At 34.5% G+C, this 26,418-nt stretch carries 20 protein-coding genes; 14 read left to right on the forward strand and 6 right to left on the reverse strand.

The genetic code is table 11. From position 1 onward, the window contains the following. Positions 1–149: 149 nt before the first annotated feature. The 13 genes from AB1282_RS08305 (at position 150) to AB1282_RS08365 (ending at position 10,138) form a co-directional block, all read left to right on the forward strand. Positions 150–323: a Flp family type IVb pilin gene (locus AB1282_RS08305; protein WP_429898874.1), complete on the forward strand. Its 174-nt coding sequence runs from the start codon at positions 150–152 to the stop codon at positions 321–323. 127 nt (positions 324–450) lie between these two features. Beyond that, a complete protein-coding gene (locus AB1282_RS08310) occupies positions 451–960 on the forward strand; it encodes an A24 family peptidase (RefSeq protein WP_429898875.1) in 510 nt (169 codons plus the stop codon). After that, positions 960–1,331 carry a TadE/TadG family type IV pilus assembly protein gene (locus tag AB1282_RS08315; RefSeq protein WP_429898876.1) on the forward strand — a complete coding sequence of 124 codons (372 nt, stop codon included), beginning with the start codon at positions 960–962 and terminating at the stop codon, positions 1,329–1,331. The genes AB1282_RS08310 and AB1282_RS08315 overlap by 1 nt, the downstream gene beginning before the upstream one ends. Beyond that, entirely contained in the window at positions 1,332–2,246 is a 915-nt protein-coding gene (locus AB1282_RS08320; RefSeq protein ID WP_429898877.1) for a pilus assembly protein TadG-related protein, read from the forward strand. 31 nt (positions 2,247–2,277) lie between these two features. Continuing rightward, entirely contained in the window at positions 2,278–2,871 is a 594-nt protein-coding gene (locus AB1282_RS08325; protein WP_429898878.1) for an RcpC/CpaB family pilus assembly protein, read from the forward strand. After that, on the forward strand, positions 2,871–4,058 hold the full coding sequence (locus AB1282_RS08330; protein ID WP_429898879.1) for an AAA family ATPase: 1,188 nt from the start codon (positions 2,871–2,873) through the stop codon (positions 4,056–4,058). The genes AB1282_RS08325 and AB1282_RS08330 overlap by 1 nt, the downstream gene beginning before the upstream one ends. Positions 4,059–4,074: 16 nt before the next feature. Continuing rightward, positions 4,075–5,415, forward strand: a complete 1,341-nt coding sequence (locus tag AB1282_RS08335) for a CpaF family protein (protein ID WP_429898880.1) — start codon at positions 4,075–4,077, stop codon at positions 5,413–5,415. 1 nt (position 5,416) lies between these two features. Further along, positions 5,417–6,379, forward strand: a complete 963-nt coding sequence (locus tag AB1282_RS08340) for a type II secretion system F family protein (RefSeq protein ID WP_429898881.1) — start codon at positions 5,417–5,419, stop codon at positions 6,377–6,379. A 2-nt stretch (positions 6,380–6,381) separates the two neighbouring features. Next, complete coding sequence (locus AB1282_RS08345; RefSeq protein ID WP_429898882.1) at positions 6,382–7,323, forward strand: type II secretion system F family protein; 942 nt, start codon at positions 6,382–6,384, stop codon at positions 7,321–7,323. 166 nt (positions 7,324–7,489) lie between these two features. Continuing rightward, positions 7,490–8,971: a flavin monoamine oxidase family protein gene (locus tag AB1282_RS08350; protein WP_429898883.1), complete on the forward strand. Its 1,482-nt coding sequence runs from the start codon at positions 7,490–7,492 to the stop codon at positions 8,969–8,971. A gap of 109 nt (positions 8,972–9,080) precedes the next feature. Next, a complete protein-coding gene (locus AB1282_RS08355) occupies positions 9,081–9,287 on the forward strand; it encodes a spore coat associated protein CotJA (protein ID WP_056469058.1) in 207 nt (68 codons plus the stop codon). Between the two features lie 2 nt (positions 9,288–9,289). Then, the gene (locus AB1282_RS08360) at positions 9,290–9,553 is read left to right on the forward strand and encodes a spore coat protein CotJB (RefSeq protein WP_056468917.1); all 264 of its coding nucleotides are present in this window, start codon (positions 9,290–9,292) and stop codon (positions 9,551–9,553) included. 15 nt (positions 9,554–9,568) lie between these two features. Continuing rightward, entirely contained in the window at positions 9,569–10,138 is a 570-nt protein-coding gene (locus AB1282_RS08365; RefSeq protein WP_335410145.1) for a manganese catalase family protein, read from the forward strand. A gap of 497 nt (positions 10,139–10,635) precedes the next feature. On the opposite strand, the gene AB1282_RS08370 is transcribed toward AB1282_RS08365, so the two are convergent. The 6 genes from AB1282_RS08370 to AB1282_RS08395 form a co-directional block, all read right to left on the reverse strand. Then, positions 10,636–11,259, reverse strand: a complete 624-nt coding sequence (locus tag AB1282_RS08370) for a YcnI family protein (protein ID WP_390310262.1) — start codon at positions 11,257–11,259, stop codon at positions 10,636–10,638. A 30-nt stretch (positions 11,260–11,289) separates the two neighbouring features. After that, positions 11,290–12,921, reverse strand: coding sequence for a copper resistance CopC/CopD family protein (locus AB1282_RS08375; protein ID WP_429898884.1), 1,632 nt, complete (start codon positions 12,919–12,921; stop codon positions 11,290–11,292). A gap of 345 nt (positions 12,922–13,266) precedes the next feature. Beyond that, the gene (locus AB1282_RS08380; protein ID WP_429898885.1) at positions 13,267–14,118 is read right to left on the reverse strand and encodes a hypothetical protein; all 852 of its coding nucleotides are present in this window, start codon (positions 14,116–14,118) and stop codon (positions 13,267–13,269) included. Positions 14,119–14,145: 27 nt separating this feature from the next. Next, a complete protein-coding gene (locus tag AB1282_RS08385; RefSeq protein ID WP_429898886.1) occupies positions 14,146–15,078 on the reverse strand; it encodes a TIGR03943 family putative permease subunit in 933 nt (310 codons plus the stop codon). A gap of 16 nt (positions 15,079–15,094) precedes the next feature. Next, positions 15,095–16,126, reverse strand: a complete 1,032-nt coding sequence (locus AB1282_RS08390; protein ID WP_429898887.1) for a permease — start codon at positions 16,124–16,126, stop codon at positions 15,095–15,097. An 18-nt stretch (positions 16,127–16,144) separates the two neighbouring features. After that, entirely contained in the window at positions 16,145–17,365 is a 1,221-nt protein-coding gene (locus tag AB1282_RS08395) for a HupE/UreJ family protein (RefSeq protein WP_429898888.1), read from the reverse strand. Positions 17,366–17,632: 267 nt separating this feature from the next. Here AB1282_RS08395 and AB1282_RS08400 point away from each other — a divergent pair, with 267 nt between their 5' ends. Next, complete coding sequence (locus AB1282_RS08400; protein ID WP_429898889.1) at positions 17,633–26,218, forward strand: Ig-like domain-containing protein; 8,586 nt, start codon at positions 17,633–17,635, stop codon at positions 26,216–26,218. Positions 26,219–26,418 lie beyond the last annotated feature (200 nt).

Here is a 26,418-nt window from a genome sequence, read left to right on the forward strand (position 1 = left end):
TAATATCAAAATAGAATTAAAAACTGAGGAATATTAATACTAAACTAACATTTCTTTTAGTATAAGGTGGACAAAAGGTGCACTAGTTATAATTGCAACTTTTATCAACTTATCATACATAAAATTTAAAATCATTAGGAGGAAATAAAATGTTAAAGCAAATCAAAAATTTAGTAGTAGCAGAAGAAGGACAAGGTATGGCAGAATACGGCCTAATTTTAGCTGGTGTAGCTATTGTAGCAATCGTTGGTATCAAATTACTAGGAACAGAAATTAGCGCATTAATTGGTAAAGTTACAGCTCAGTTAAAGACTACGCCATAATAACGCAGATTTACGCTTAACGAAAATTGGGTCAAAAAATTAAAGTAATAAATATCAAAAAAAGTATTTTTGTAGCCCTACTTAATTTGGTAGGGCTATCAATCTATTAAAAACAGAGGTTAGATTTATGATTATAAAAACAGTACTTGCTATAGTATTACTGATTTCACTTATAACTGATATTCGAAATAGAAAAATATTGAATATTGTCACACTCCCTGCAATCTTTTTTGGATTTATCTACTACACAATTACCCTCGGCTTTGATGGACTTATTTTTAGCAGTAAGGGATTTCTTGCTGGTTTAGGTTTCCTCATTATCCCTTATCTTTTAGGTGGAATGGGGGCAGGTGATGTTAAGTTAATGGCAGCTATAGGTGCATTAATGGGGACGATTTTCACTTTTTATGCATTTATTTATACGGCTGTTATCGGTGGGATTATCGGAATCATTCTAATTATTAAAAGAAGAGGAGCTTGGAACTCAATTAAGTCCCTTTTTTATACTCTGGCATTTCAAAATAGTAATCTTGGATTTAAGTTAACGAATCAGGATAATCAGACTAAAATTTTGTTTCCTTACGGTGTACCAATTGTCCTCGGGACAATATGTGCAACCGTTTTGGGTATACGATGATGAAATCAGAAAAGGGTCAATCGTTAGTAGAGTTTGCATTGGTAGTTCCTGTACTTATCCTACTTTTATTTGGAATATTAGATTTTGGAAGAGTTTATTACACATATTTGACATTGGATCATGCAGGAAGAGAGGCAGCAAGGACGGCTAGTATTGGAAAAGACGATGCAACGATTAAAGGTGTAGCTATTAGTGATGCAGCAGGTATTAAATTAACTAGTGATAAAATCACAATTAGCCCAGGGACTCGTTCATCTGGCGATAATGTAACGGTTACGATTACATATCCGGTAGATTTTCTAACTCCTGTTATTGGGCAAATTGTCGGCACGTTTAATATAAAAAATACCACCGTAATGAGGGTAGAATAGATGAAAAAATTTTTAAATGTATTATCATATTTTCGAAATGAAAATGGAAATGTATTTGTATTAGTTGCATTTGGAATGTTGGTATTACTTGGATTTACTGCCCTAGTAATAGACGGAGGGAGATTGTATTCAGAAAAAGGCAAGCTTCAGAAAGCAGTTGATGCTGCTGTTCTAGGTGGTGGACAAGTATTAGTAAACGACCAAACCCAAGCAAAAACAGTAGCCAAGGATCTAGCACAAAAAAATACATATTCACTCGCGGATAGCGATGTAGAAGTCACAAGTACTTATATTAAAGTGACAAAAGAAGTATCAGTGCCTATGACTTTTGCAAAAGCGATAGGAATTAAAGATGTGAAGGTAAAGGCATCTGCAAAAGCAATAGTAGGACCACTTAAAGCAGGAAAAGGAATTACTCCTATTGCAGTAGTAAAGAGTGCTGTTCCAGCCGGTAAAGAGCTAAAGTGTGAAAGTACAGGACAGAATAAAGGAAATTGTGGTTATCTTGATTTAAATGGTAGTGGATCAAACGGATTGGCTGACGGAATTATAAACGGGAGTAATGTTGCAATTGATAATGAATTTGCCGAAACGGAAACGGGTCAAAAATGGGGACCTGTAAAAGATGCTTTTCAATTCTTAATTGATAGTGATATTAATAAACCACAATGTCAAAGTGCTGCTACTGCCGATAATTCGTGTAAGCGAGTAATCTTTGTTCCTATTATTGATTCATTGGACTATGCTGCAGGTAAAAGTACTGTAAAAATAGTTGGTTTAGCAGCCTACTGGATAGAAGGAATTACGAATCAAAAAGAAATAAAGGGTCAATTCATTAAAATGGTGGGTCCAGGAGAAATAGGGAGTATAGGTATTGGTGAATACAATTTGTACGGCATAAAGCTTGTTGAATAATAATATATTTGTCAACTTTTTAGGGGGAACTATGAACACGAAACGAATTTGGATTTGGTCTTTAATGTTTGGACTTTTGACTGCATTAGTACTATATATTGCAGTATTCTCAAAAACGTCAACTCCTACAACGGTTAAAGAGACTAAAAAGCCAGTTGTAAAAGCTAGTATACAAACCGTAAAAGCGGCAGAAAAGAAAAAAGAAATGCCAAAAAGAAAAATAAAGAATGAAATGATTCCTGTAAGTGAAGGTAAGAGAGCCATTTCTTTAAAAGTAGATTTAGAACAAGGGATATCAGGATATGTCGAGCCTAATTCGATGGTCGATATCATTGCTTATGAAACAAATATTAATCAAAAAACGAAGAAGGAGTTTCGTTCAGCTATTCTAGCACTTCAAAACATTAAAGTATTAGCATCTGGTAAAGCATCAGATAGTGATGATGAAAGACTAAACTATGAATCAATTACTGTAGAAGTTACTCCAGAAGAAGGAGTAGCCTTAAGTCTAGCGTCTAAAGACAAGAATGGTTTTTATTTTATGCTTCGTAATGTAAAAGATAACAAAACAGAAACAAAGGATGTCCGTGTAACAAGGGAAGTAGTGAAAGGTGAGGATGAGTAATGGAGATTAATTGGTACTATTTTTCCGATACCAACACTCCAGCAGGAGAGATTGACGAGATACTTACACGAAAGAATTATTCGCTAAAAAGTGTTTTAAGATTAGAACATATACACCAGCATTTAATCCAAAATGATAATGCGGTTCTTTTTATTAAAGCGATCACTGTTTATAACGTCTATGATCTTTGCAGAGAAATTTCTGTAATGTATCCTCATGTTTATATTGTTCTTATTTCTCCGGATAATATGGAAAATATAAAGAAGGCTATGCACGTCGGAGCTTCAGATATTTTACGTTCTTCTTACGAATTAGAAGATTTACTTAAGGTAGTTGTTCAAGCAGAGAAATATATGACTCATCGAGCGAAAAAAGAAAATACATATTCTTTGAATCTATTAAAAAGTGATAGCAAAGTTATTTCGATTTGTAGTACAAAAGGTGGTGCGGGACGAACAACAATGACTGTAAATTTGGCTGCTGCTTTTGCGAAGCAAGGAAAAAAAGTAGCTGTAATCGACTCAGACCTCCAGTTTGGTGATATTGCAATGTATTTTGATTTGAAGCCAAAGCGTTCGATTTATGAGTGGGTTAAAGAGGGATATGGATATAATCACTACTCAATTGACCAGTATATGGTAAAGCATGACTGTGGTGTATATGTATTAGCGGCACCACCTCGACCTGAGTTTTTTGAAATCATTAAAGAAGAACATATAAAGTCAGTAATTGATGAATGTAAAAAATTGTTTGATGTTGTTTTAATTGATACCTCTGCGTATTTATCTGAAATTCATTTGAGCTGTTTGAAAAAGTCAGATGAAATTTTACTGTTAATATCGAATGATTTACCAACACTACGAAATAGCAAGTTATATATTGACACACTGGAATCTTTAAATTTAAAGGGAAATATGAAACTCATTTTATATCGTGAGACCAAAATAAAGACACTGGAACCAAAAAAAATAGAAGAAATCCTTGGAGACTCTATTTTCGCTATAGTTCCGAGTCAAGATCCTATTGTACATCCTTCTGTAAATCAAGGCACTCCATTTGTCTTAACTCATGCTAAAACTCCGGTAGCAAAGGCAGTCTTCGCTTTAACTGATAAACTATTCAATTATGATAGTAAAAGTGTGGAAGAGAAGAAAAAAAATAAGCGTAAGTTCTCATTAAGAAGATAGAAGGTTGGGAAGAAGCATGTCATTGTTTAAACGATTTAGTGATGAAGGAAATCGTGATTCTAGTAAGACTCAAATTATTTCTCCAGTTATCTTAAAAACAAAAGAGTTTTGGGAAATGGAATCAATTTTACATAATTACTTAGTCGAAGAGCTTAAGAAATTTAATAGTACTGATATCGAAGAAGAGAAGAAGAAAATTCAGCAATTAGGTGAAACATTTTTGGAACTTGAAGGGGCCCGCTTTACTTTTGAAGAGAAGAAAGAGCTTTTGACCTTTGTTGAACATGAACTTTTGGCATTTGGTCCTATCACTCCTTTACTTGAGGATTCTCGCATTTCAGAGATCATGGTAAATAGCCCAAATGAAATCTACTATGAACAAAAAGGTAAACTTTACAAGTCAAACGCAGAATTTCGAGATGATCAGCATGTTATTCGAGTAATTGAAAGGATTGTTTCTCCTATAGGTAGACGTATAGATGAAAGCTCACCTATGGTGGATGCTCGTTTGCCTGATGGATCACGTGTAAATGCGATAATTCCTCCACTTTCATTGAAAGGTCCTAGCTTAACGATTCGTAAATTTTCAGATACGCCATTTCAAGTGGAAGATTTAATACGATTCGGCACGTTGGATGATAAGATGGCAAAGTTCTTGGATGCATGTGTAAAATCACGTTTAAATGTTTTTATTAGTGGCGGTACTGGTTCGGGAAAAACAACATCCTTAAACGTGTTATCTTCATTTATTCCAAATGATGAGCGCATTGTTACAATTGAAGACGCGGCAGAACTAAAATTATCACAAGACCATATTGTTTCTTTAGAATCTCGACCACCTAATATTGAAGGAAAAGGTCAAATTACAATACGAGATTTAGTACGAAACTCTCTTCGTATGCGTCCAGATCGAATTGTTGTTGGTGAGGTTCGTGGTGCAGAAGCATTAGATATGTTGCAAGCAATGAATACTGGTCACGATGGCAGTTTGAGTACTGGACACGCGAATTCTCCAAGGGATATTCTATCTCGTATAGAAACAATGGTGTTGATGGCTGGATTTGATTTGCCAGTGAGGGCAATTCGTGAGCAAATTTCAAGTGCAATCGATTTAATCGTACAACAATCTCGTATGAAAGATGGTACTAGAAAAATAACTCACATAACTGAGGTAATAGGAATGGAAGGAGATACAATCGTCCTTCAAGATTTATACGTATTCCGTGAGTCTGGTAGAAGTACTGATGGGTTAATTGAAGGTAAATTTGTCTCAACCGGAATTCGTCCAAAGGTAGGAGAGCAATTAGAATTGAACGGATTTGAGCTACCTGCTTCGATGTTTATTGGAGAGTGGTAATATGAAAGTATTTTTAGAATTGTTCATTGTATATTTTGTTTCAACTCTTCTTTTCTATGTTTTTGTAAACAATAGAATAAAACGAAGACATGCAGTCCGACGGATTAATGAATTTATTCCTTCATCCTCTATTGTAGAGGAAGTAAATACAAATGAAAAAAAGGAAATTCTTTTTAGAGGAGTTATTACTGCTATCTCAAAAACGTTTTATGGAGTTAGATTTGTACAGAAATATGAAAAGAAGCTCCAGGAAGCAGGTAGTAAGTTAAAACCAGAAGAATTTTTTGCCTTAAGAATCGTTGCTGCAATAGGATCAGGATTATTTGCTTTATTAATTGAGTTAAGTATATTTCTAGTTATTTTAGCGATGATAGTTGGGTTTGTACTTCCTTCTTATAATATGGAAAGAAAGAGAAACAAACGATTAAATCAAATATCTTCACAGCTTATCGAAACATTAGGTATGATGGCGAATTCTATGAGATCAGGCTTCAGCTTTATGCAAGCAATCCAATTAGCAGGAAAAGAAATGCCAGATCCATTAGGTCCTGAATTCGAACGAGTTGTTCGAGAGGTGGGACTTGGTGTATCTTTTGAGAAAGCATTTCATGACCTCGTAGATCGACTACCAAATAAAGAGCTAGAAGTAGTTATACAAGCTATTTTAGCCCAACGTACTAGCGGAGGAAACCTAGCTGAATTAATGGAAACGATGGAAGACACAATACGTGGGAGAATTCGTATACTTGAGGAATTAAAAACCTTAACTGCTCAAGGTAGAATGTCTGCTTGGGTTATTACATTATTACCTGTAGGGTTAGCTTTTTATTTATATTTTTTTAGTGCAGATTATTTCAGACCAATGCTTCATCATCCGCTAGGCATAGTTATGATTTTTGCTGCGAGCAATTCTTGTTTAATTGGATGGTTAATTATCCAGAAGATTATCAAAATTGAGGTGTGAAAATGCTATTACATTTTATTATCATTCTGTTAACTGCTATATGTATTACGCTGTTAACAGCAGGTGTGATGTTTTCGCTTTATCAGAGAAAAATTTCCTTTAACAAGCGGGTTCATACATATTTAGGAGAACGAAAAAGTACTAAAAGTATATTAGATACAGAGTTAAAGGGAAAAGGGATTAAAAGAAATACGCTGTTAAAAGTATTCTGGGAAAAAGGTATCCAACAAGTTAGTAATCGAGTTTCTAAAACAAATCTAAAAAAGCTAGATGTCATGCTACGTGATGCGGGATTATCTTTTAAACTATCAGCAATCGAATTTCGATTAATTCAGATATTGCTAAGTGCTGGTGGTGGGATACTGATTTTAGTTTTATTTCTTCCAATTGCTAATAATATATCAATGTTATGGATCATGGCAATAGCGGTGGCTATGCTAGGATTTCGATACCCAGTCTTTTATTTAGCTAAGAAAAAGACACAACGTGTAAAAGAAATTAATATAAATATGGCTGACTTTTTTGATACTGTTAATCTACTGATTGAAGCTGGAATGGGATTAGATGCAGCTATTGCAATTGTATGTCAAAAAATGAAGGGGCCAATTACAGAAGAGTTCAAACAAACATTGGAAGATATGAAGCTTGGTAAATCAAGAAGAGAAGCTTTTTATGACCTAAGAAAGCGTGTTCCGTCTGATACTTTTCAAAGCATTATTACATCACTCATACAAGCAGATCAACTAGGAATTGGTATGGCAAAGGTGCTTCGAAATATGACAACGCGTATTAGAGAACAACGTCGTGAAGCAGCAAGAGAGCAAGCTATGAAAGCTCCTATTAAAATGTTGTTTCCAATGATTTTTTTCATTTTTCCATCTTTATTTATCATTATTCTTGGCCCAGTAGTAATCCAACTTATTACAAAAGGTCTTGGAGGGTAAAAACACTTACTAATTTATTAGTAAGTGGTTTTTTTATTAAATAACGCTTAATCAAACTTCCAAAAATTACCTAAAAAATTAATGCATAAAACGATTTGTTATTCTAATGAAATATTTCACTGAATAAAAATCTTATGAACTAAAATAATTTTTTAGGAGAGGGAACATGAATAGTACATCTGGTAGGCGTTTATCGAAGGATGAAATGGTTACTTTAATACAAAATGGACTAGAGCGGACAACTAATCCGAAAAAGATTGTTATAGTAGGAGCGGGAATTTCTGGTTTAGTAGCAGCTTCTTTATTAAAGGAAGCAGGACATGAAGTGACGATTTTAGAAGCAAATGGTCGAGTAGGTGGTCGGATTTATACGAAAAGAGCACCTTTTATTAATGATCAATATTTGGAATTGGGTGCAATGCGTATTGCTTCTAATCACAAGCTTGTACTTGAATATATTAATAAATTTAAATTAAAAGTGAATGACTTTATAAATGGGAAATCAGAGGATATTATCTATGTAAATGGCGTAAAAACAACGCAAAAGTTATACGAACAAAATCCAGATATTTTAGGCTATCGTGTATCGGCCGATGAAAAAGGAGTAAATGTTGATCAGTTAATTGAAAGATCGTTAAAAACTTTAATTGACTTTATTAATCAAAATCCTGATGAGAACTGGAAAACTATTATTGAAAATTATGATAATCATTCGATGGATTCATTTTTAAGATATAATCCAATCGGAACACCATTGTCACCTGGTGCTGCAGAAAAAGTGAAGGTACTTCAAGGGATGGAAGGATTTCCTGAGCTTGCCTTTACTGCTATTTTAAGAGAGTTCATTGTATTACTTTCAAAGGAAATTAAGCTATACGAGATTACCGGGGGGAATGATCTACTACCTAGAAAGTTTTTAACACAATTAAAGGAGAATATATACTTTGGTCAAAAAATGAAAAAAATAGTGCAAGAAAATAATCAAGTAACTATTCACTCAGATCATTATACAAGCCATCTGCCTTATCAAACTACTGCTGACTATGCCATTATTACTATCCCCTTTTCATTATTAAATTTCACTGAAGTGATTCCAAGAAACTCATTTTCTTATAATAAATGGAAAGCAATTCGAGAATTACACTATGTTCCTTCTACAAAAATTGGACTCCAATTTAAAAGTAGATTTTGGGAAAAGGATGGGACATTAGGTGGGAAATTAATTACAGATTTACCTATTCGCTTTGCTTACTACCCAAGCAATCATAATGGGAATAACGGGTCAGGAATCATTTTAGCCAGTTACACTTGGGAAGACGATGCATTGATTTGGGATAGTATGTCAGAAAATGATCGCATTATGAATGCATTAAAAGATTTGGCTACCATACATGGTAAACAAGTATATACAGAATTTATTACAGGTTACACACATAGCTGGGCTCTTTATCCATACTCTGGAGGAGCGTTTTCAATGTTTAAGCCTGAACAAAATAGAGAGCTGACGCCATATATCGCTACACCTGAGGGTAGAGTACACTTTGCCGGAGAACATACATCATCAGCACCTGCATGGATTGAAGGTGCAGTCGAATCTGGAATACGTTCTGCATTTGAAGTAAATACCCGAGCTTTGCAAGAACGATAAAATTCATTTTTTATATTTTACTCGAATATAGTGGAAATAGTGGATGTTTTTTTTATTTGAGGGAGTGATCAGTTTGAACGAAAATAATCAAGGACTTCAATTTACCCCTGTGAAATCATGGAATGTTTTTCATGGCCCAAATGACCCGTGTCCACCAATTGGTACAAAATATTACTCTACACCTCCACACTTATATTTAGGGTTTCAGCCACCAGGACTAGAGCAATTTTCTTACAAAGAGGCATTAAAAAAGGGTACTTTATGGAAAGTGTTTTATGACTATTACGAAAATCCATATAAAGCTAGGAGGGATTAAGAATGACTGAGCAACTTCCTCCAGAGTATTATCAGGATTTAGAGGAACTGCAAGCTGTTGACTTCGTACTTGTAGAACTAACTTTATATTTAGATACTCATCCCAATGATCAAAATGCAATCAACCAATTTAATCAATATGTTCAATATAAAAAGCAAATCGAAGCTAATTTCGAATCAAAATATGGACCATTATATCAATTTGGTGGCAGTTATTCAGATCAAAACTGGAACTGGCATAAAGGCCCATGGCCATGGCAAGTTTAGAAGGAGGGAGTATTCATGTGGGTTTATCAAAAAAAATTACAATATCCAGTTAAAGTAAGTACTTGTAACCCGATGCTTGCCAAATTTCTAGTCGAACAATATGGAGGAGCGGATGGTGAGCTAGCGGCTGCTTTAAGATACTTAAATCAACGATATTCTATTCCAGATAAAGTTATTGGACTTTTAACGGATATCGGTACAGAGGAATTTGCTCATTTAGAAATGATTGCTACGATGATTTATAAGTTAACAAAAGACGCAACTCCTGACCAAATGAAAGCTGCCGGCCTAGATACACATTATGCATCTCATGATAGTGCATTGTTCTACCATAATTCAGATGGTGTACCGTTCACTACCGCTTATATTCAAGCTAAAGGAGATCCTATTGCGGATTTATATGAAGATATTGCAGCTGAAGAAAAGGCTAGGGCAACATATCAATGGATCATTGATCTTTCTGATGACCCGGATTTAAATGATAGTTTAAGATTTTTAAGAGAACGTGAAATTATTCATTCACAGAGATTTAGAGAAGCTGTAGAAATTTTGAAGGATGATCGACAACAGCGGAAGATATTTTAGTTGATTGATATTATATTGAACCTGTTCCTTGTATTTTATCGAGAACAGGTTTTATTTATTTGTCATGTTTCGAATAATTGGGCTACTTCATTACTCAGTTTAAATAAATAAAATTGAAATGTAGCTAAAGGGGGAGGATTTATTTTAGGTTGATAAAATTGTTCTTTTTTAAAGATAATTAGCCAATTTTTATCAAGTTTTTATTCTATAGAGCATATTTGCTAGTTTTCCATTTGAAATGAACTTCTATTGTAATGTATTCAAGGCCATAATACCTCTACTAGTATGAATAAAGTTTATTTGTGATTAATCTGGGTTTAATTGCAGTTCTGCCAAATTTATTTGCGATTATCAGATTTTATTTGCAGTACACTGTTTATTTGCAGCATATCTTCATTTGTTTGCTATTCTAACAAATTTAATTGCAGCTGAGCCTCAACTTCGCTACATCATTCCCATAAAAAAATGAGGGGTCTCGGGGACTCCCTCACATAATCTTATTTCTTCTTAAGAATCGCAACCAATAAAGCAATCACCGAAAGAACAGCTGCCACAATCGACATAACCAAAGAAGTATTACTTGAATTTGATTTTTCAGTATCTTTCTTAACTTCCGTAGCTTTAACAGTTTCACCTTTTGCAGTTGTGTCTTTTACAATATTTGTAATCGAGTGTGGTGCTTCTGATTTCTCGTCACCAGTCCACTCAACAATACTGCCATCTTTATAATATTGGTATGCATCCCAAGCTCCATTTACTTCAGCGTCTGGGTTTTTGGCCATAAATACGAATTGTTGAAATTGTCCTGCTAAAATACCTTCGTTTTGTGCACTCCAAGTTACGGATGTAACAGTACCGTTTGCATCTTTTGTTTCGCTAAACTTCCATCCTGGGATAGGTTGATATGAAACAAATTCAAATTTTGAAGGGATTTTAAGTGTAACTTTTGTTGTAGCTATTTCTTTTTCAGATGGTACTTTCATTGTGTATGTTTCCCAAGCGCCAGGGGTTGAAATTTTAGGATTTACTACAACATGCGCACTTGCAATTCCAGTAAAGAACATTGTCATCGCGAATGCTGAAGCGATAATCTTAGTCGTTTTTGAAAAGAATTTTTTCATTTTTTGTTAGTCTCCTTTGAATGTAATTAACTATTTACTTCCTACTATATATTTAAAATCCGCATCTACCGAATCAAGAGAGTTAGTTAGAATATGGACTTTTACATTCCAATGACCTGCCATATCTGTAAAATATCCTTGCGCTTCATAAACACCTGACGAAGTTTCTTTAACTTGAGTTGTGTTAGTTCCCATATTCATGTCAGTGTTTTTAAAGGTAAGCGTGACTTGTTGGATAGAAGACACAGGTTTATTGTTTTTGTCACGTATATTTATTTTAAATGTGTTTTTACCGACTATGTTCGGAGTAGCATGCAATGAAATTGAATATCCTTTATTTTGCTTTGTGCCATTAAAAGGACCAGGGGATTCCATTGCTGTAGGTAGGTTTGTTAATAAGGATGTTAGGATAAGAACGATGATTCCTATACTTATTTCAAGCCAAACTGACTTTCCTAGTTTATTTTTGCTACGTTTTCCTTTGATAAAATGAATAAACCCTAAAATTAGCATGATCACAAATAAGATAACTTTTCCACATAACACTTTGCCATAGGTTGTATGTAATAAAGCATAAAAGTTAGGTACATACTTTAAGCTTGCATAAATTCCTGTTCCTATAAGTAAAGTTACAGATAAAGTCGCCCAAATAGAATATCGTTGAATGGTTTTCCAATAATTCTCATGTTTCTTTTGAATTTTAGGAAGTAAATAACTGATTCCTATTAATCCTCCTAGCCAAATCGAAACTGCGAGTAAATGAATGGAATCAAGCAAAATTGGTAAAAAATCATTTTGCATTGATGCGTGACCGATAAAAGCTTTTGAGATTAGTAAGAAAAAGCTAACCAATAAAGCACTTAACCACCAATAAAATGAAGATTTTTGCTCACTTTTCCAGGCCATATATAACGAATTAGCTAAAACAATAAGTAGAAGAAGTTGGATTACCCATACATTTCCGAATTTCGTACTCTTTATTGTTTCCAATAACAAATCTTTGTGGAAAATACTTTGCCATGAACCATTTGCATAGTTTTTTGTTTCAACAAAAAGGCTGAACAGAACACTAAATAAAATTCCAAAATAGAAGATTAACAATAAAGCTTTAGAATTTTTAAAGGCAATCATTCTATTTTTCTGATCGCTTTTGTAAACGAATAAACAAAAAAATAAAAGTCCAACAAATAAAAGTAAACTCATATATTCAATCCAGTAGGTTCCCATTACGTCTGTGTTGGGTAAGGATTGGCTTGCTTTATTGGAAATCGCTGATGAACCATCAACCTTTCCAACTCTGAATGGAATTACACCGTTTACTGAATGTCCGTCACTGGAAATCACTTTCCATGCAATATGATAATTTCCATCTGGTAAATTAGGTTTTAAGTTCCCCTCTAAAATTGAATGATTTTGCTTATTTATTTTTCCATTTTGCAAATCAACTCGATTACCTGATTCATCTAAAACTTGTAAAGAATGAAATGCAGACTGCACTGATTCATCAAACTTTATTTGAATACGTTGAGGAGAATTCACAAAAACTTGATTCTCTGAAGGCGTAGATTTGATGATATAAGCATGTGCTGATGCTAAGGATGGAAATAAAGTAGAAGCAATCAATAATAGTAAGAAAGAAAACCCTATAACTCGGATTTTCATTTTTTTATGTCACCTCATATCTATTAGAGTGAATTAGAAAATAAAACAACTTCTAAATTCTAAAGTAAAATTGTGATAGAAATGTGATAAACTTTAAAATTTTATTAGGATTAGGTATTAGATAATAAGATTATTCAACGGTACTATACTCTTTATACAAAAAAGAATCCACAAGTAAAACCAATTACTTGTGGATTTCAGTGTGTAAACATAGTTCAAAAAATTGATTTTCAGACTGATTGCAAGCGCTTGTCTTTCGAGGCGCGAGGCCTGGTGAGGAGCGGAGTTACCTTAGACGGTAATGAGCACCGCAGAAAGCGAGCGTTTGTCAACAGTCTGAAATATTTATTTAACAACCAACTTACCAACAGAGTTAGAAGGCTCCAAAGAGATGTTATATTCTCCTTTTAATGGATTATTTAATAAGAGAATATTTTTACCGGTTTTTAATGGAATGTTAATACCTAAGTCAGTAGAGGTTAATTTTGCATTGCCCCCGGCATCTTGATCAACATCAACAATAATTTTAGTCATTGTCGCAGGTTTAAAGATTGTATTTTTCGGACTAAAACCTGATGGCGTTACGTGAATTGTTGCGTATTGAAGGTCATTTTGATCATCTTGTTTTGCAGCTTGCTTTTGTGGTTGCCCAATCATACCAACTTTTACTTTATTCAAATTAACAGTAAATATGATGACAAGTATAAGTAAGATTGAAGTTAATACTACCGTACTGTTTGATGATTTGGCATGATCTCTCTTCTTCTTATTTTTGGGATTTGAATTTGAAACTAGCTTTCGATCAACAAAAAATAATAATAGATAAATGAAAACGATAAACAGAATATCCACAATAACGACGCTTATGCTTGAACTGAATGTCATATATCCGATGACAGTCCCTATAAATGCACCGAGCAAGGACGGTAAAATTTCAGTAATGCCAGTATTAAATAGTTTCTTCGATAAAACCCAAAATAATATGACTAGTAATAGATTGAGAATGATCGATAATAATACATTATAATTTGTAGTTAACATGATTAAGAAACTAATTGTAGCTGAAGATACACCCACCAATAAAGAGATAATTGATTTTAAAGTACTAGGAAATCTCTCTTTATTTCGATAAAAATGATTAAAGCTATAATACGTAAGAAGGAGTACTAAGAAAAGACTTCCATACTTTAATACCATATAAACACCTCTAAATTAATTTTAAAGCTACAGCTTTGATCCAAAGTTCCAATCTGGATACACGTATTGAACACTTGGAGATTTAGCTGGCTCTGATTGTTGAACGTTTATTTTAATGACTGTTTGACCACTAAAGCTTGTCTTTCCGATTGTTCCAGTAATTGTTACCCAAGAATCATTCGTAAATTGCTGTGAATTGGTTGATTCTGCAATAATACCAAACGGTGAAATATCGGCGATACAATGAGTCATACCCATTCTTGCAATAATAAATTGATTACCTGCTAACTTAGGGTCTCTATAGATAAAACCTTTAATTTTAATTTGTTTATTTTGGAAATTGTCGACAAATGTATTCATTGATTGTAGTTTTTCAATAAACCACTTGTCCTTCATCTCGATTGTACTCTGTTTGTACAGTAGCATCCCAAGTTTAGCGTAGTCTTGATCATACACATTTGTTTTGAACATTTTTTTTAAAGCAGGGTCCTCATGACTTTTCACTTCAACAGCCTTACCATTTGAAGAAGTTTGCACAGCTAGTCCTTTAAAATTCATTTCTTTGTTATTAGCAAGCGAACTAGAACTCGCATGGTTTGGCAAAATATATCCGAGTAATAATGGGAATAAAAATAGGCTGTAAATAAAAATGTCTTTTACGACTGACTTTTTTAAAAGATGATGATGCTCATGACTAAAAACTTGGTCGTGACTATGATCATGACCACAATCACAAATAATGACATGTCTTTTTAAAGAAAGAACGGCTATATAGATTTGAACGATTGCGACACTGAAAAGAATAACAGTTGCAATTTTTACATAAATGACAAGCTCCGGTACGATAAATTGCAGGATCTCGTCTGTAAGTGTTAATTGAAAAATATAGATAGCAAGACCTAAGAGAATAGCAGCTTTTATAAAATGATGAATCGATGTGGAATTGATTTTATTTTTCAAAGTAGATCACTGCCTTTTATAAATTAATAGACTGTAAAACAAGCGTTCCAATAAAAACAAAAATGAAAACTAGCGTGCTAAGTAATAAAACAAATCGAGATCGGAAAACAGCTAGCATCATCAGGATCCCTTTAATATTGATCATTGGCCCAAAAACCATGAATCCAACTAAAGAGCTCTTTGTAAAAATTGTTTGAAGTGATTGAGCTACAAAGGCGTCTGATGTTGAACAAAGAGATAAAATAAAGCCTAATCCCATCATAAGAAAGTTTGCCGATGGACCACTTTTTCCTAATTCAATTAAACTGCTTTGAGAAATGATAATTTGAAGTAGAGCAACAATGATCGAACCGAAAACTAAGTATTTCCCCATATCAAAAAATTCATTTACTGCATGACCAAAGATTGCAATAAATTTATTATTAGGCGCAGTATTGTGTTTATTGTCATGATGGAGGTGATCTTGCTTTGTTTGATCGACCTGTTCTCGTAACTGATTTGACTTAACAAATTGAAAAACGATCAGTCCTACGATTAGTGCAACTACAAAAGCCAGTCCCATACGATAATATGCAACGGTTGGTTGATTACGAAAAGCTGTTAATGTTGATAAAAAGACAATTGGATTTAAAATCGGTCCTACTAATATAAAAGTGACCGCAACATACAATGGCATTCCTTTCTTAATCAGTTTACGAATAGCAGGTACCATTCCACACTCACATATTGGAAAGATGATGCCTAACACGCTTGCTGCGATAATACCTAATAAAGGATTTTTCGGTATAAATCGTTGAACCATTTGATCTGTAACGAAAACCTGAAGGATCGCTGAAACGAATACACCGATTAAAATAAAAGGCAGAGCTTCGATAATAATGCTAATAAAGATCATCTTAAAGACTTGTAGTTTTGTAGTTGAAAAAACTGAACTTAGTCCTGTCGTAGATGAAATATATAATAAGAATACAAATAGTAAGCAAATAATGATTAGAAAATGTCGATTTGAATTGACTGGCGATTGTTTCTCAGTAGCAATGCTTCGCAAAGGATTCACTCTTTCTGTTTAAGATATGACGCGTTCAAATAACCAAATTCCACCTAATATAAAAGCAATCGTAGATGTGGAAATAGTTGCATTCCTCGAATACTTTGAGCGATGTAATTGAGTTAGTAGTGGTAATAATAAAAGTACAATCGAAAGTTGAACCACTTCAATACCAAGGTTAAAGCTAACTAAATCAGCTGCTAATTCACTTTTTGAAAGATTCATAGCTGTTAATAAATCTGCAAAACCCATTCCATGAATTAATCCAAAAATAAAAGTTAATACCCAACGATGACCAATGTTTTTACGGAATATATTTTCAATTGCTACGTAACAAATACTAAGTGCTATTGCAGGTTCGACAATATAAGAAGGAATTGAAATGATCCCTAAAACAGTGAGTGTCAAAGTTAAACTATGTGCGACTGTAAATGCAGTAATTACTTTAGCAAACTGCTTAAAGCTTTGTCTTGCAATCAGTAGTGAAAGTAAAAATAGCAAATGATCATAACCGGTAAGTATATGGTTCATACCAAGCTTTAAAAATGTAACCCATCCTTTAGATGAAGTATTTGTAGTAGAATCCGAATTGGATTCTTTTTTTATTACGGCCTGTTGCTGTTGTTGTGCAGGTTGAATCTTATTTGGATCATTGCTTAATCCCTCATAAGCACTGTCACTAAGAATCATAGACCAAGCACGGCTTTGATCTGAAAGAGCGGCAGTACTACTTTCTTTTCCGTAGTTCACTTTCAACAAATCAACATAGGTCGTACTAGTATTTGTATCATTTTCATACAAATGATCAGCAAGACTAATAGATTGTGAAGGTTGGATTGCAGGGTAATCAACCTCAAGGATGAGCTGGGTAGCATCACCTTTTCGATTAAGCTCCAATTTATTTACATTTGTCCAGTTTTGTTTTTCTCCATTTATTTTCAGAATAAGATTGCTCTGGAGCGTAGATTCTATTTTCTTCTTTATTGCCTCAAATTCATCTGGATCTAACATTCCATTCTTATTAACATCCCCGCCTGTTAATTCCATGACAGAGACTTCATCTAATGCAAAGTTCATTGTAGTTTTTGATTTTAAGAGATTTAATGTAGTGTAACTAGCACTTAATGAATGAGCTTCAGCTGTTCGAAAAGAGGTACTAAAAAAAATAAGTAAGCAAAAAAATAGGGGAAAAGAACGACTGAGTCTATTAGTTTTTAAGAAAAAAATACTATTTTTCATTTGTTTCCTCCGGGAAATAAAATAAGAATTATATTGTTATGGTACATAGTCAACATTACAGAATTGTTATATAATTGTAAAGAGTTTGTAATTATTGGCTAAATTTGTAGAAATTGCTCGGTAAATCATAATATAGTTAATGGGCGATCACTACATTTTAGTGAGGGGGGGAGCGAAACTGTAATTATTTCCCAATAGTAAAATAGTCTTGTTTTTTGAGAGAAGGTTTTGGTTATTTAGAAATAATAAAAAAGTGGGGAAATTTTCATGCACAAAATAATGCATAGATACAAAAGGTATTTGGGTCTTTTGACGACGATCCTGTTGCTATTATCAACAGTTAGTCCACAAATGGCTAAAGCAGCCACTACAACTACTTTAGCGAAATGGGATTTTAGCAATGGTCAAGTAACTACACCATCGGCTGGAATACCTGAAAATATGAATAGTAATATAACGACCACTGGTTCCAAAGTTACTGGTTATAATGCCGGTCCATCTGGGAATGCAGTTATTAACGCAAACACTTGGTCAAACAATAGTTCATATTGGGAAGTTTCATTATCAACAAAAAACTACGAAAATATAACTCTTTCATCTAAGCAATATAGTTCTACAACGGGGCCAAAAGATTTCAAACTTCAATATAGTTTGGATGAAAACTCATGGGTTGATGTACCTGGTGCTTCTGTTTCAACGGGAAGTGGTACATGGTCAAGTGGGGGACAATTAAATAATGTAGCGTTGCCAACTGAGGTAAGTGACAAGAATTTAGTTTATTTAAGATGGATTGTCAATTCACCATTAGCTGCAAAAAATGACGGTAGTAATTTCAGTACTACAACTGGTACAAGTCGTATTGCTGATATCGTTATTAATGGTGACGCAACAGGATCAACACCGTTAGAAAAAACCGCTACACCTGACGCAGCAAAAATCAATTATTCAACAAACTCAACAGTGACAGGAAATGCTGGGGCAGTCACAAGTAATGCCGTTGTAAAAGTTTATAGTGATAATAATAAACTAGCAGGTACTACTACAGCTGCAGCAGATGGTTCATTTACTGCTACAATTACAAACTCACAATCGGTTGTCTATGTTACTGCACAAGAAAATGGAAAAGCTGAAAGTGATAAAGTTTCAGTCAATTTCTCAGGTTCGATCGTTCAGAAAACAGCCGCTCCAATAGCTACAAAAATTACTTTTAATTCGTATACAAATGTATCAGGTACTGCAGGTGCAGTTGCTGGTAATGCTATCGTAAATGTTTATTTTGATGACAATACAATAGTAGCAACTACAACAGCTACAGCAGATGGTTCATTTAACGTAACATTTTCAAATCCTGGGTCGAAAGCAGTCGTTAACCTAGTTGCTCAGGAAGCAGAAAAGAGTCCTAGTGATCGAACTGCTGTAAACTATACTGGTCAAACTGAAACCCCAAAAGGTATTTCACCAGGTGACGTAGTATTTAGCCAAATCTATGTAAATGGTGGTAATGGGGGAGCATTCTACAAAACTAAGTTTTTTGAACTTTATAATAATACAGATAAAAATATTAATTTAACTGGCTGGTCAATTGCTTATACTTCAGCATCAACAATGAACTTTGGAGCAGGGCAACCACTATCTGGTGTTATTAAAGCACATAGTTACTTCTTAGTAGCAGGTAGTACAGGTACGACAGGACAAGCACTTCCTGTGACTCCAGATATTACAACTACGTTAAATCCAAGTGGTTCAACTGGTGGCGCTTTAGTACTTGCAAAGAAAACGACAGCTGTAACAGGTGTTGATGATCAAGATGCAATTGATTTATTAGCATTTACGAATGGTACAGCAGTTTATAAAAATCCTTTATATTGGGGAAGCCCAATTTCAGACTCTACAATTGGTGGAGGAACGATTCAACGTAAAACAAATATTGGGACAGACCCACGTTCAGCATACGGAATTGGAAACGGTTGGTTTACAAAAGATCCTTCAAAAGATTTCGTTCTGAATAAACCATCAAGTGCGAACTATTCTGATGAGATGGCTGTTCATAACTCAAAATTTATGTCTTCTCCAGATGGTTCTAAAATAACTTATACAAAATCTGGTGGTACAGCAACTGTAACAGGACAAGCTGATTCAGTACCTGCTTCATCTGTTGTAAAGGCTTACATTGAGAATGGTGGTAAATTAACAAGTCAGCAACAAGTAACAGCAGCGGCCGATGGTTCTTTTACATTAAGTTTTGAAGACTCTAGTGATCAGACATCTATCTTCTTAACGGAAACGGATTCTGCACAACCTACTCCAAAGGAAAGCTATTACGCGAGAGTAGATGTGGCTGGTAAGTCAACAACAGTTACTTCAATTGGTGATTTAAGAAAAAATGATGAAAAAGGATTTCCAATCAACAATGGTTACTCAACGACAATTGAGGGAGTAGCGACTACAGATAATCTGCCTAATGGGGATGTGAATACAAATTTCTTTATTCAAGATTCAACAGGCGCAATCAATGTTATTAATCATTTGAATCCTTCTACTACGATTCAAGCAGGAAACAAATATAGCATTGAAGGACGAGTAGTATTTACGGCGGGGATGACTCAATTTATTCCAACAGCTATTCATTTTGTTGGAAATGATCATTTACCGGCAACTACAAATATTACAATCGGTGGGTTAAATGAAGAAACTGAAGGCAAATTAGTATCATTCACTGGAAAAGTAACAAATATTCCATCAGATGGTCCAAATTATGATATTACAGTAAGTGATGAATCAGGCGATAATTTAGCAATCGTACGTATTCAAGGATCTTTAGGGACTATTGAACAAGGTCAAACTTACACTTTTACAGGTATCGTCAATCAATATAAAAAAGCTGCACCTTTTACTAGTGGATATCTACTTATACCTAGAAACGCAAGTGATGTAAAAGGTCAATTAGTGTTAAATCATACTCCGATTACAAAAGCTTATATAGGAATGGATGCTTCGTTTAATGCGATTGCAAAGAACGCAGATTCAGTTACGCTTTATTATAAAGGAGAAAACGAGACTTCTTATCATTCAGTAATTATGGACTCTGCAGACCATATTAATTACAATGGTAAAATTTTAGAAAAGGATGTTCCAAAAGGAAAGTTCTACTATTATATTGAAGCGGAAAATGAAGAAGGCAAACAAGCTGTAGGTAGTTCTTCAAAACCATTTGAAGTGAATGTAGTAGATGATCAAGATGGTCCTAAGTTTTTTAATGAGTTACCTACAAATGGTGATAAAACTGATTCAAGACATCCTGAAATCGTTGTAAAAATGGATGATCCAAGTGGAGTCAATCTTTCGTCAGCAACTATTTCAATCGATGGTCAAGATAAAACTTCAAATGCAACAATTACTGATACAGAAATTAAATTAAATCTTACAACTGCTAATGAATTAACTGAAGGTGAGCATACAATAACTGTGTCTGCAAAGGATAAATTAAATAATCCTTCTACCTTTACATGGAAATTCACAGTTACAGAAAGATTTACTGGTGGAAATCATTACCGTGGAACGACACATAACCATACGAATATTTCACATGATGCAGCAGGTACTCCTGAAGAAGCATTAAAAGCTGCTGAAAAGTATCATTATGATTTCTTTGCATTCTCGGATCACTCTCACGATATCGATGCAAATCTTGTTAATAAAGATACTGTTGATCATAAAGGTTTTAAAGAGAGAACAGGTGGTACTGATTGGCAGTTAACAAAGGATTTAGCAAAACAGTATACAAAAGATGGTAAATTCGTTGTATTCCCTGCGTTTGAAATGACATCAACTACATGGGGTCACTCAAATGTATTCGGAACTGAAAATTTCATTGATCGTGTTGTAGATGGTGGCGCTTATCAAAATTTACAAAAGTATTATGGATGGGTATTAACATATGACAATATCGTTGCTCAATTTAACCATCCAAAAATGTCTGCAAATGCATTTGATAACTTCATCCCTTATAACAAAAATTTAGACAAGCTATTTACAATGCTTGAAGTAGGGAATGGATCAGGAAAATACTCTTATGCGAATGCAGAAGATAGCTACTATGGTGCGCTTGATATCGGCTGGCATGTTGCACCAACTTATGGTGAAGATAACCATGATGCAACATGGGGTCAAACGAAAAAACGTACTGTAATCGTAGCAAAAGATTTAAGTCAAGATGCTCTACTTGATGCAATGAAAAACAGACGTGTTTATATGTCAGAGGATCCAAACTTTTCGTTAGATGTATCTGCAAGTGGCTTTTATATGGGATCAACAGTGGATACTGATACGTTAGATTTTAATATTTCAGGTAAAGATCCAGTTTTAGAACAGGCTAGTGATCCTGATTATAGCTATATTAAAACTGCTTCTAACGATGCAATCGCTAAAGTAGAATTAATTACAAATCATGGAACAGTGGTAGACAAATATGTTCCAACAAACGATTCAACTTCATTTAATTGGAAGCCAAGCTTTACTGTAGTTGGCGGACAACAATGGTTCGTTGTTAAAGTTACACAAAAGGATGGCGATCAAATTTACTCTTCACCAATTTGGTCACAACAAAAAGACTTAGCAGTAAAAGTTAGTGATGTTACGACAAAAGATGGGGCGATTATTGGTGGACTTGCAGCTAATTTAACAGCGGGAATAAGTAACCAAGGATCTTTAGATGTTAAACAAGTAACTGCTCATTTCTATTATGATAGTATAGATGCTAATCATTTTATTGCAGATGCTTCAATCGATTCGCTTCCATCAAATTCATCAGCAAGTGCTAGTGTAACATGGACTGATCCAGTTCCAGGGACACATAAAATCATTGTTGTTTTATCAGCAGCTGATGGACATGATCTTGGTAATAACAAATACGAGCAATCATTTACAATTAAAGCACCATTAAACAAAGTTGTTATGATTGATGGCTCTCACAATAATGAGAACTCGAAACAAGACTCTGGCACATATAAAGATAACTTTAAATTATTTACAACGTTAATGAAGCAACAAGGCTATACTGTAGCAGAAAATTCTTCACCACTTACAGAACAAGTATTAAAGAATGTTAGTGTATTAGTAATTACACATCCAGCTACAGCATATTCTGCTAGTGAAATTTCTGATATTAATAATTTCGTGAAAAATGGCGGTTCATTATTGACGACAGAAAAGAGTAACTTTGGTGCTACAAATCAAAACATAAATAGCATTTTATCTGGTGTAGGATCAAGTATTCTAGTAAACAATGACGGTGTCTTTGATGAAACAACTGAAGGTAACTTCTGGGGTACACCATTGACAGCTAATTATGCTGTTAGATTACACCCAACACCAAATCAAAAAACGACATTAACAGATTTTGTTCCAACGATTGAGTATTATAGTGGATCAAGTCTAGCTAAAAATGATGGTTCGGGCAATAAAGTACCATTAACGGACAGTGATACTGTTACAGTTCTAGCTCAAGGTAATGAGTCTACATTCCAAGATACATCTACCATCAAATCAGATACTGTAAAATATAATGTTCAGACTTCTAATGGAAAAAATGGTCCTGCATTAGATCAAGTTACTGGTGGATCTAGTATTCCGATTATTGCTTCTGAACAAGTTGGTAATGGTCGAGTATTCGTTTCAGGTATGAATATCTTTAATGATAAACAAATGGATCAAACATATAATCCAAAAGGAAATGACCCGTTTGCAGTAAACGTTGTAAACTGGTTAGCTCATCTTGATACGAAAGTAAAGTCAATTGGTGATGCTCGTAAGCTTACAGAAGGAACGAACGCAGTTGTTGAAGGAACTGTAACAGCAATTTCATTCTTTGACGCTGCTTACATTCAAGATGATACTGGTGGAATTATGGCCTTTAATGATGTGCCAGCAGGAAGTTTACAAGTCGGCGATAAGGTACGCATATATGGTCATATAAAAATATTTGAAAATAACTTCGAATTAGAGTTTGGGAGTTTTACAGAAAGCGTTGTAAAGTTAGGCAAAGGAACTCCAGTCGAAGCAAAAGTTGTCAGTACAAAGGATTCAAATAATGAAGAGAATCAAGGTCAATTAGTTAAAGTAACTGGTAAAGTCGTTTCTAAGTATGACGATAATTCCTATGTGATTGATGATGGTTCAGGATCAACATTAGTATTCACAGATGGATACGTTGTAAACCAAAGCGGTCCTGTACCAAACCTAAATATTGGGGATACGTTAGAAGCAACTGGTCTAGCAGGTAAATTCTCAGAAGGAAATCGTATTCGAGTAAGAGATACGAAAGAATTAGTTGGAACTCATGCTGCTGCTCCAAAAGCTCCAGTAGTGAATGCTATTTCTGATCAAGATGAGAAAATTATCGGTACAACTGAAGCGGGAACAAAAGTAATTGCAAAAGTAAAAGGTAATGAAATTGCTAATGCAATAGCGGACAATACTGGTAACTTTGAAATGAAGATTACAAAACAAGTAGCTGGTACGAAAATTGTAGTAACAGCACTTGACTCAGCAAACAATGAAAGCGACGGAGTAGAAGTAATTGTAAGTGATCAGACTGCGCCAAAAGCTCCAGTAGTGAATGCTATTTCTGATCAAGATGAGAAAATTACTGGTACAACTGAAGCGGGAGCAAAAGTAATTGCAAAAGTAAAAGGTAATGAAATTGCTAATGCAATAGCGGACAATACTGGAAACTTTGAAATGAAGATTACAAAACAAGTTGCTGGTACGAAAATTGTAGTAACAGCACTTGACTCAGCAAACAATGAAAGCGACGGAGTAGAAGTAACTGTAAGTGATCAGACTGCGCCAAACGCACCTGTTGTAAATGCTATTTCTGATCAAGATGAGAAAATTACTGGTACAACTGAAGCGGGAGCAAAAGTAATTGCAAAAGTAAAAGGAAATGAAATTGCTAATGCAATAGCGGACAATACTGGTAACTTTGAAATGAAGATTACAAAACAAGTAGCTGGTACGAAAATTGTAGTAACAGCACTTGACTCAGCAAACAATGAAAGCGACGGAGTAGAAGTAATCGTAAGTGATAAAACGGCGCCAGATGCACCAGTTGTAAATGAGGTACACGATAATAGTACGTATGTAACAGGAAAAGCAGAGCCAGGATCAACAATCACAGTTTCAAAAGGGATTGTCATTCTAGGTCAAGCAGTAACAAATCAAGATGGTAACTTCAGCGTTTTATTATCTTCAAAACAAAGCGCAGGAACAAAATTATCTGTTGTTTCAACAGACAAAGCAGGTAACAATAGTTCAATAACTGAAGCAATTGTAGTAGATAAAACTACACCGATTGCCCCTGTTGTAAATGAAGTACACGATAATAGTACTTATGTAACAGGAAAAGCAGAGCCAGGAACAACAATCACAGTTTCAAAAGGGATTGTCATTCTAGGTCAAGCAGTAACAAATGAAGATGGTGACTTCACTGTTCTATTATCTTCAAAACAAAGTGCAGGAACAATATTATCAGTTTTTTCAACAGACAAGGCCGGTAATAATAGTTCAATAACTGAAGTAATTGTAGTAGATAAAACTGCACCGAATGCGCCTGTTGTAAATGCGGTACAAGATAATAGTACTTATGTAACAGGAAAAGCAGAGCCAGGATCAACAATCACAGTTTCAAAAGGGATTGACATACTAGGTCAAGCAGTAACAAATCAAGATGGTAATTTCAGCGTTTTATTATCTTCAAAACAAAGTGCAGGAACAAAATTATCTGTTGTTTCAACGGACAAAGCAGGTAATAAGAGTTCAGTGACGGACGTAATTGTAGTAGATAAAACAGCTCCTATCAAACCAGTTGTTAATGTTGTAAAGGATTCTGATACACATGTAACTGGAACAGCAGAAGCAGGTTCGACGATTATCGTTTCTGTAGGAAATAAAACTCTTGGTTCAGTAAAGACAAATAGTAATGGAAGTTTTGACGCTGTAATTGCAAAACAATCAGCTGGAACAGTATTAACAATTGTTTCTACTGATTCGGCAGGAAATACTAGTGCAACAGCTCAAGTAACAGTAATTGATAAAACTCCTCCAATGAAACCAGTTGTCAATGCAGTAAAAGATTCAGATACGAGAGTAACTGGAACAGCTGAAGCAGGATCAACGATTAAGGTTTCAGTAGGAAAAACAATTGTTGGCCAAGGTGTTGTGGACAAACAAGGAAAATTCAGCATTCAATTAAATTCAAAGCAAAAGGCAGGAACAGTATTAACGGTTGTATCGATTGATAAAGCAGGAAATACTAGTGCGACAGCTCAAGTAACCGTAATCGATAAAACACCTCCAACGAAACCAGTTGTCAATACAGTAAAAGATTCAGATACGAGAGTAACTGGTAAAGGTGAAGTTGGGTCCACAATTAAGGTTTCAGTAGGAAAAACAATTGTTGGGCAAGGTACTGTAGATAAACAAGGGAAATTCAGTATCCTATTAAAAACAAAGCAAAAGGCAGGAACAGTATTAACGGTTGTATCGATTGATAAAGCTGGAAATACTAGTGCAACAGTTCAAGTAAAAGTAATCGATAAAACACCTCCAAAAGCACCAACTGTTAAAGCTGTAACAAATAAAACAAAAGTTATTACAGGAACAGCTGAAGCAGGTTCTAAGATAGTAGTTAAGAATGGTTCTACTAAAATTGGGGAAGCAACTGCTAATAGTAGTGGTAAATTTACGATTAAACTTAAATCTTATTTAAAGACTGGAACGACTTTAAAAATTACTTCTTCGGATAAGAGTGGAAATGTAAGTAATGCGACTACAATTAAAGTAAAGAAGGGTTGATCAAATCGATAAACCACCCCTTAAAAGGGATATTACATTTTCAAGGTAACATTCATTAGATAAAGGATTGGGGCTGTCTCATAAGTCGGGTTAACTGACATAAGGGGCGGCCTCCTTTTAATTTCTTGGACGTCTCAGTAGGTGGAGGGTATCCCGGCTACGATTTTCAATAGGAATTGAAAAAGTTGGCCATTTTTTTG

The sequence above is a fragment of the Gottfriedia sp. S16(2024) genome (assembly GCF_050473765.1).
In the GTDB taxonomy this organism is placed as follows: Bacteria; Bacillota; Bacilli; order Bacillales; family Bacillaceae_G; genus Gottfriedia.